Here is a 7,854-nt window from a genome sequence, read left to right on the forward strand (position 1 = left end):
GGCGATCAGCGCAACCTTGACGCGGTCCGGACAGATCCGGCGGGTCAAGGCAGTGTCCTAACTCCCCATCACTCGGTTAGATGAGTGTGGACACCAGAACACCCCGCACTCCCACGGGGGAGGGCTCGTCGGGAATCGACGACGCTCCCGCGCTGAGCATGGTGAAGGTGCCGAGCGATCCGGCGCAGGTCATCGTCAATCACGCGAGCTTCCGCGTGCAGTTGGGCGCCGCCTCCCGGCGGGCCCAGTCCCCGCGGATCGCCCGGCACTTGAGCGCCACCGACACCCCCGCCCGCATGCCCGTCGTCGGTACGGCGGGCCGCGCCGGGGCCGCCGCCCACCGCCGCCCCGTCGTCTGGAGCGGCAGGTCCGCGCCCGACGACACCGGCGCCCACCGGCTGCTCCAGGCCGTGCGGGGCAGCGTCCGGCACGCCGAGGAGCCGTCCGCGGACGCCGGAGCCACCCAGGTCATCCCGCGCGTCGACCCCGCCCCGGGCCACCGCGGCGGCGCCGTCGGCCACGACGACCTCGACCGCACCGTCGAGACCCCCGTCGTCGGAGCCCAGCGCACCGCCGAGCCCGGCACCCGGCTCCTGCCCCACATGCGCACCGTGGGCAGCGCCTACGAGGAGGCCGCCGCGTACGGCGGTGCGGGCCACGGCCACGCTCCCTACGGCCAGTCCCCTCACGGCGAGACCGATTTCGTGGACGACTACGACCACGAACCCGGGTACGAGCAGGGGTACGACCAGGACGACGACGAGTACGGCTACGACCCCGAGACGGCGGGCGACGGGCGCCGGCCGGGCAGGCGGCACGCCGACGACCCGGCCCGGCACGCGTACTACCCGGGCCGCCGGATGAACCTCGGCGTGGTCCTGCTCCCGCTGCGCGTCTTCCTCGGCTGCATCTCCATCTACGCCGGCATGGGCAAGCTGTGCGACCCGCTGTACTTCGACGGCGGCAAGCGCGGCTCCATGGTCAAGTGGCTCAACACCCTGCACCCCTGGGACGTGGCCGAGCCGCTGCGCCAGTTCGCGCTGCACCACCCGGTCGGCTCCGGCCTCGTGATCGCCTTCCTCCAGGTCATCGTCGGTGTGCTGACGGTGCTGGGCTGCTGGCAGCGGGTCGCGGCGGTGCTCGGCGCGCTGCTGTCGGGCGCGCTGATCGTCACCGTCAGCTGGAAGACCGTCCCGGTCTACGACGCGCCGGACATCATCTACCTCGCCGCCTGGTCCCCGCTGATCATCGCGGGCGCCCCGGTGTACTCGGTCGACGGCCGCCTGGCCGCCTCGGCCTGGCGGCGGCTCGGGCCGCGCTCCGACATCTGGGAGCTGCGGCAGTTCGTGCTGCGCCGTGGCGCGCTGCTCACGGTCGTCGTCACGGGGCTGACGCTGCTCGTGGGCTCGCTGCTCGGCGGCGCGGTGCGCGACTCCGACCGGGTGGTCGTGCCCGGGCCCGGCGAGGCCCCGCGCAACGAACTGCCCGGCTCGCCGCTTCCGCAGACGCCGGGCAAGCAGCGGCACCACAAGGCGCCGTCCGCGTCCTCCTCGCCCCGGCACCATGGCGCCACGGCCGGCCCCTCCGGCGGCCCCGCGACCACCCCGGGCTCGGTCCGGGGCAGCGACACGGCGACGTCCGGCTCGCCCAGCCAGACCCGGGGCACCACCGGGCAGACCAGCCCGCGGCAGTCCTCGCCGGTGCACCAGGCGCCCAGCACCAGCGCGGGACCGACCTCCGGCGGCGCCGCGACCGGCGGCAGCGGGTCCACCGGCGGCGGCAGCTCCTCCTCGGGCCAGCCCGGACTCGTGGGAGGACTGCTGGGCTGAGTAGACCTGACCCCTTCGGCCGGCGCCGCAGCCTCATCATGAGCGCTCGGCGCCGCGCCATGCGGGGTGACGGCGGCGCCGCGCCATGCGGGGTGACGGCCGCCGTGCCCTGCTGCCTCGGCGCTTGCCGCGCGGGCCAAGTTACCTGTGCGTTCCGCACGCCGGAGTGGTGACAGCGGTGACTGTTCCCGGCCGGGCGGCGCGTGACAGCGTCTCTCCTGGCACCGGCCCGGTCGGAGGGAGCAGGGGTGAACAAGGGTTACGCCGTGTACTGCGACGCGGATCCGTACTTCTACGACGCGCCGCACCGCGCCGTCCCCGGCACCCGCGCGGCGGACTCCCGGTACGCGGCGGCCCTGCTGCCCGTGCCGGCCGGATGGCAGCGGGGGGAGATCGGTGACTGGCTCGCCCTGCGCCCACTGGACGCCGAGCTGCCGCCGCAGGGCTGGAAGATCCATGTCTCCGCGTGCCTGGACAACGCCGAGTCCGTCCTGGAGCGCGTACGCGGTTACTGCCTGGAGCGCGGCGTCGCGTTCAAGTTCGTACCGAGCCGCTATCTGCTGCACCAGCGCAACGCCAAGTACGCGGACCGGGCGGGCAGCGGCAAGTTCATCACCGTGTATCCGCCGGACGAGGAGCAGTTCGAGCGCATCGCCGGCGAGTTGGCCGCGCTGCTCGCCGGTGAGCCCGGACCGAGGATCCTGAGCGACCTCAGGCTCGGCGACAGCCCGGTGCACGTGCGCTACGGCAGCTTCACCCGCCGCAACTGCTACGACGACGACGGCGAGTTGCAGCCCGCGGTGGCGAATCCCGAGGGCGTGCTCGTTCCCGACCTCCGCGGCCCGGTGTTCCAGGTGCCCGACTGGGTGAGCGTGCCGGCCTTCCTGCGGCCCCACCTCGAGGCGCGGGCGACGGTGACGCTGGCCGGCATCCCGTACACCGTCGAGTCGGCGCTGCACTTCTCCAACGGCGGTGGCGTCTACCGGGCGCGTGACGTCCGCACGGGTGAGCTCGTGGTCCTCAAGGAAGCCCGCCCGCACGCCGGCCTGGCGGCCGACGGCGCCGACGCGGTGGCCCGCCTGCACCGCGAACGCCGGGCCCTGGAAAGGCTGGCGGGTCTGTCCTGCACGCCCGAGGTGCGGGGCTGCTTCACCGTGGGCGACCATCACTTCCTCGCCCTGGAGCACCTCGACGGCAAACCGCTCAACACCTTCTTCGCCCGGCGCCATCCGCTCATCGAGGCCGACCCCGGCGACCGGCGGCTGGCCGAGTACACCGCGTGGGCGCTCGACGTCCACGCCCAGGTGGAGCGAGCCGTCGCGGACGTGCACGCCCGCGGTGTCGTCTTCAACGACCTGCACCTGTTCAACATAATGATCCGCGACGACGGGCGGGTGGCCCTGCTGGACTTCGAAGCCGCCCACCATGTCGACGAGCCGGGCCGGCAGACGGTCGCCCACCCCGCGTTCGTGGCGCCCCCCGGACGGCGGGGCACGGCCGTGGACCGGTACGCGCTGGCCTGCCTGCGCCTCGCCCTGTTCCTGCCGCTGACCAGTCTCCTCGCGCTCGACCGGCGCAAGGCCGAGCACCTCGCCGACATCGTGTCGCGGCAGTTCCCGGTTCCGCGTGCCTTCCTCGACGCGGCGGTCGAGGAGATCACCGGCGCCACGGCCGGCCGGCCGCCGGCGGCGCGACGGGGAGGGGAGCCCTTCGTCCCGGTGGAGCCGGGGGACTGGCCCCGCAGCCGGGACTCGATGACGGCGGCCATCCGCGCGTCGGCGACCCCGTCCCGCGACGACCGCCTCTTCCCCGGCGACGTCGCCCAGTTCGCCACCGCGGGCGGCGGGCTCTCGTTCGGCCACGGAGCGGCCGGGGTGCTGTACGCCCTCGCCGAGAGCGGGGCCGAGCGCGACGAGGGCGAGGAGCAGTGGCTGCTCGAGCGGACGAAGGAACTGCCGTCGGGCATGCCCCTGGGCTTCCACGACGGCATAGCGGGAACCGCGTGGACCCTGGACCGCCTCGGCCACCGGGACCGGGCGCTCGAGCTGACCGGGACGCTCCTCGGCCATCCCCTGGAGGATCTCGGCACTGACCTGCACAGCGGCACGGCCGGGGTGGGCCTGGCACTGGACTCGCTGGCCGCCTCCACCGGCGACGCCGCGCTGCGCGCCGCGGCCGTGCGGTGCGCCGAGCTGAGCGCCCGGAGCATCGAGGCCGGCCACGCACCCGGGGGACGGCCCGGCAGTCCCCGCCGCCGGGCGGGCCTGCTGCACGGTGCGACCGGCAGCGCGCTGCTGTTCCTGCGCCTGTACGAAAGCACCGGTGACACCGGACTGCTCGACCTCGCCGGAGCCGCGCTGCGCCAGGACCTCTCGGCCTGCGTCCGGGGCGTGGGCGGCGCGCTCCAGGTGGACGAGGGCTGGCGCACGATGCCGTACCTGGGAGCCGGCAGCGTGGGCATCGGCATGGTGCTCGACGACTACCTGGCGCACCGCGCCGACGAGCGGTTCGAGCAGGCGCGGACCGAGATCGTGCGCGCCGCGCAGGCCATGTTCTACGCCCAGCCGGGGCTCTACCGCGGCGTGGCCGGGATGGTGCTGTACCTCGGCCGGACGACGGCCACCGGGGCGGGCACGGGTCCGGAGGCCGTCCGGCGCCAGATCGACGCGCTGGCCTGGCACGCCATGTCCTACCGCGGCCGGCTCGCCTTCCCCGGCGAACAGATGATGCGCCTGTCGATGGACCTCTCCACGGGGACCGCCGGGTGCCTGCTGGCCCTCGCGTCCGTACGCGGTGACCGTCCCGCCGGTCTGCCGTTCCTCCCCTCGCCGCGGCGGCTGCCGCGGCCCACGAGCCGGTCCCACCCGGGGCCGTGAACAACATCCGTTGCCGAACGAAGGGAAGAGCACATGAACCTGTTCGATCTGCAGTCCATGGAGACCCCGAAGGAAGAGGCCATGGGGGACGTCGAGCACGGCAGCCGCGCCAGCCTGCTGCTCTGCGGCGACAGCAGCCTCAGCGTGACGACCTGTAACTGACGCGGGAGGCGGCCCGCGAGGGGCCGCGTGATTGGGCACCGGCGCCCCGGACTCGTCTCCAGGGCGCCGGTGCACGGCGCCCGGTCTCCGCCGCGGGTGGCGACGGCCACGAGGAGGGACAGCTGTGGGGATCATCCCGGCCCGGCGCCGACGGACGCGTCCGTCGCCCGGCCCCGGTGACACCGATCCGGGCCGCCTGCCCGAACTGCTGGTCCTGGTGTGCTCGGTGGTGGCGGCGGCGGTCGCTCTCTCCCAGCCCCTCGTCCTCGGCCGCACCCTGGACCTGCTGCTGCACGACGGCTCCGCCGGGGTCTGGCTCACGGCGAGCGCCGCACTGCTCGTCGGTGAGGTCCTGCTCGACGGCCTGACCGCGCTGTTCACCGGCCGGTGCACCGCCGACTGGACCGCCGCGGTCCGCTCCCGCGCCCTCACCGGAATGCTGCACGCCGTCCCGGACCTGGCCGGCCGGTACTCGCCGGGGGACGTCGCGACCCGGCTGACCCTCAACGCCTCCGACGCCGGCGGCCTTCCGGCCACCCGGGCCGCGCTGGCGGCCTCACTCGTCGTCCCGGCCGGCGCGCTCGTCGCGCTGGCCGTCGTCGACGTGTGGGTCGCCGTCTGCGTCCTGGCCGGACTGCCGGCCCTGGTACTGGTGCTGCGGGCGTTCGCCCACGACACGGGAGCGTCGGTACGGGCCTACCAGCGTGTGCAGTCGGACATCGCGGCACGCCTGCTGGAGACGACGGACGGCGCGGAGACCATCGCCGCCGCCGGGACGGCCCTCCGTGAGCGTGAGCGCGTACTGACGCCGCTGACCGAACTGGCCGGACTGGGCCGGCGCATGTGGGTGCTGCACGGCAGGGCGCTGGCCACCGGCGGTGTCCTGGTCCCGCTGCTGACCCTGGCCGCCACGGCCGTCGGCGGCCTCCGGCTCGGCGCGGGGGCCCTGAGCGTCGGCGAACTGCTGGCGGTGGTCCGCTACGCCCAGCTGACCGCGGGATTCGGCAGCGCGGCCACCCTGCTCGGCGCACTCGTCAGAGGGCGGTCGGCACGGGAACGCACCACGGCCCTGGAACAGCTCCCCGCCCTGCCCTGCGGAACCCGGACTCTTCCCCCGGACGGCCCGGGCACCCTCGAACTACGCGGCGTACGGGTCGCGCGGGACGGGACGGAGGTCCTGCGGGTGGACCACGTCGTCGTGCCGGGCGGCCTGACCGCCGCGGTCGTGGGCCGCAGCGGTGCCGGCAAATCCGTCCTGGCCGCCGTCGCCGGCCGGCTGATCGATCCCGACGAGGGGGAGGTCCTGCTGGACGGGACACCTCTCGACCGGCTGACCCGCCCGTGCCTGCGCGCGGAGGTCGGCTTCGCCTTCGCGCGGCCGGTACTGACCGGGGGCACCGTGGCGGAAGCCGTCGCGGCCGGACCACGCACCGTGTCACCGCACCGGATACGGCAGGCGCTGCGCGTCGCGGGCGCCGACACCTTCGTACGCCGTCTTCCCGGCACGTACGACACCCGGCTCGCCGACGCCCCTCTGTCCGGCGGCGAACACCAGCGCCTGGGCCTGGCCCGCGCCTTCGCCCACGCGGGCCGGCTGCTCGTCATGGACGACGCGACATCAAGTCTCGACACCGTCACGGAACATGCGGTGGACCAGGCACTCCGCCGCTCCCTCGGAACCGCCACGCGGCTGGTGGTGGCGCACCGCCCGTCGGTCGCGGCCCGGGCCGATCTCGTGATCTGGCTCGAGGGCGGACGGGTACGGGCGGTGGGCGCCCATCGGCGCCTGTGGACGGAGGCCGCCTACCGGGCGGTGTTCGCCACCGAGGCCCACGGCACCGACGAGCACGGCACCGAGGCCCACGAGCACCGCGCCGACGAGCACGGCACCGTATCCCTCGGGACCGAGCACGGCACCGTACCCCTCGGGACCGAGGACGGCGACGGGCTCCGGCGGGAGGAGACACCTCCTGCCCGCGGGAAGGTGCGGCCGTGACGACAGTCGACAGCGGCCGTTCCGCCGCCACGTCCCCCGGCGGGCCCGGGCCGCTGCGCCGGCTCGTACCGCCCGCCCGTCGTTTCCTCGCCGCGCGCAAGGGCGTCCTCGCGCGGCTCGCGGTGTGGTCCGTGGCGGAGTCCGCGCAGACCCTGGTCGTCGGCTACGGGGTCGCCCAGGCCGTCGACCGTGGATTCCTCGCCGGTGACACCCTCACCGGACTCGGCTGGCTCGCGGTGTCCGGCGTCGCCGTGCTGCTCGGGGCGCCGGTGGTCCGAGGCGTCTTCGCCCAGCTGGCCGGGCTGACGGAACCGCTGCGCGATGAACTGGTGCGGCGGGCCGTCGACCAGTCGATGGCCCGTGCCCTGGCCCACCCCGGTGGCGGGGACCGCGCCGCCGTCTCACGGCTCACGAACCAGGCCGAGACCGTGCGGGACAGTTTCGCCGGGATCGTCCTCACGCTGCGCTCGTTCGTCTTCACCGCCGCCGGGGCCCTGGTGGGACTGTTCTCACTGGACCCGGTCCTCCTCGTCGTCGTCGTGCCGCCCCTCGCCGGGGGCCTCGCCCTGTTCCTGGCCACCCTGCGGCCCATGGCGGCCGCGCAGCGGCGGGCGCTCGCCGCCGACGAGGCGCTGGGCGATCACGCGGCGCGCACACGGCGGGCGTTGCGCGACATCACCGCCTGCGGTACGGAGGCGGCAGTGGCACGGGACGGAGCGCGGCTCGTCGCCGAAGCGGCCGCCGCCGCACGCGCCCTCGCCCGCTGGAGCGCGGTACGCACGCTGGCCCTCGGCGTCGCCGGCCAACTGCCGGTGCTGCTCCTGGTGGTGACCGTGCCGTGGCTGCGTGAAGGGGGGGTGACCACTGGCGCCCTGCTGGGCGCGTTCACCTATCTCGCCCAGGCCCTGCTGCCCGCGCTGCACACCCTCATGACCGCGATCGGCGCCGCGGGAACCCGGCTGCTCGTGGTCCTGGACCGGTTCACCGCGCC

At 75.0% G+C, this 7,854-nt stretch carries 5 protein-coding genes; all 5 read left to right on the plus strand.

Features of this window, described 5'->3' with window-relative positions:
* The first annotated feature begins 80 nt into the window (after positions 1-80).
* Positions 81-1,829 carry a DoxX family protein gene (locus IE249_RS17895; protein WP_189705832.1) on the plus strand — a complete coding sequence of 583 codons (1,749 nt, stop codon included), beginning with the start codon at positions 81-83 and terminating at the stop codon, positions 1,827-1,829.
* 248 nt (positions 1,830-2,077) lie between these two features.
* Positions 2,078-4,705 carry a class III lanthionine synthetase LanKC gene (lanKC, locus tag IE249_RS17900; RefSeq protein ID WP_189705833.1) on the plus strand — a complete coding sequence of 876 codons (2,628 nt, stop codon included), beginning with the start codon at positions 2,078-2,080 and terminating at the stop codon, positions 4,703-4,705.
* Positions 4,706-4,738: 33 nt separating this feature from the next.
* Positions 4,739-4,867 carry a mycelium formation morphogenetic lantipeptide SapB gene (gene ramS / locus IE249_RS17905; protein WP_189705834.1) on the plus strand — a complete coding sequence of 43 codons (129 nt, stop codon included), beginning with the start codon at positions 4,739-4,741 and terminating at the stop codon, positions 4,865-4,867.
* A 124-nt stretch (positions 4,868-4,991) separates the two neighbouring features.
* The gene (locus tag IE249_RS17910) at positions 4,992-6,863 is read left to right on the plus strand and encodes an ABC transporter transmembrane domain-containing protein (RefSeq protein WP_189705835.1); all 1,872 of its coding nucleotides are present in this window, start codon (positions 4,992-4,994) and stop codon (positions 6,861-6,863) included.
* Positions 6,860-7,854: ABC transporter ATP-binding protein (locus tag IE249_RS37655; RefSeq protein ID WP_506367008.1), on the plus strand; the 995-nt coding region annotated here is incomplete at its 3' end. The genes IE249_RS17910 and IE249_RS37655, both read left to right, overlap by 4 nt.

This window comes from Streptomyces anandii JCM 4720 (assembly GCF_014650655.1).
Lineage (GTDB): Bacteria > Actinomycetota > Actinomycetes > Streptomycetales > Streptomycetaceae > Streptomyces > Streptomyces anandii.

Coding starts and splice junctions, on each gene's coding strand:
- IE249_RS17895 (WP_189705832.1), top strand. CDS start 81: ATGAGTGTGGACACCAGAACACCCCGCACTCCCACGGGGGAGGGCTCG.
- ramS (WP_189705834.1), top strand. CDS start 4,739: ATGAACCTGTTCGATCTGCAGTCCATGGAGACCCCGAAGGAAGAGGCC.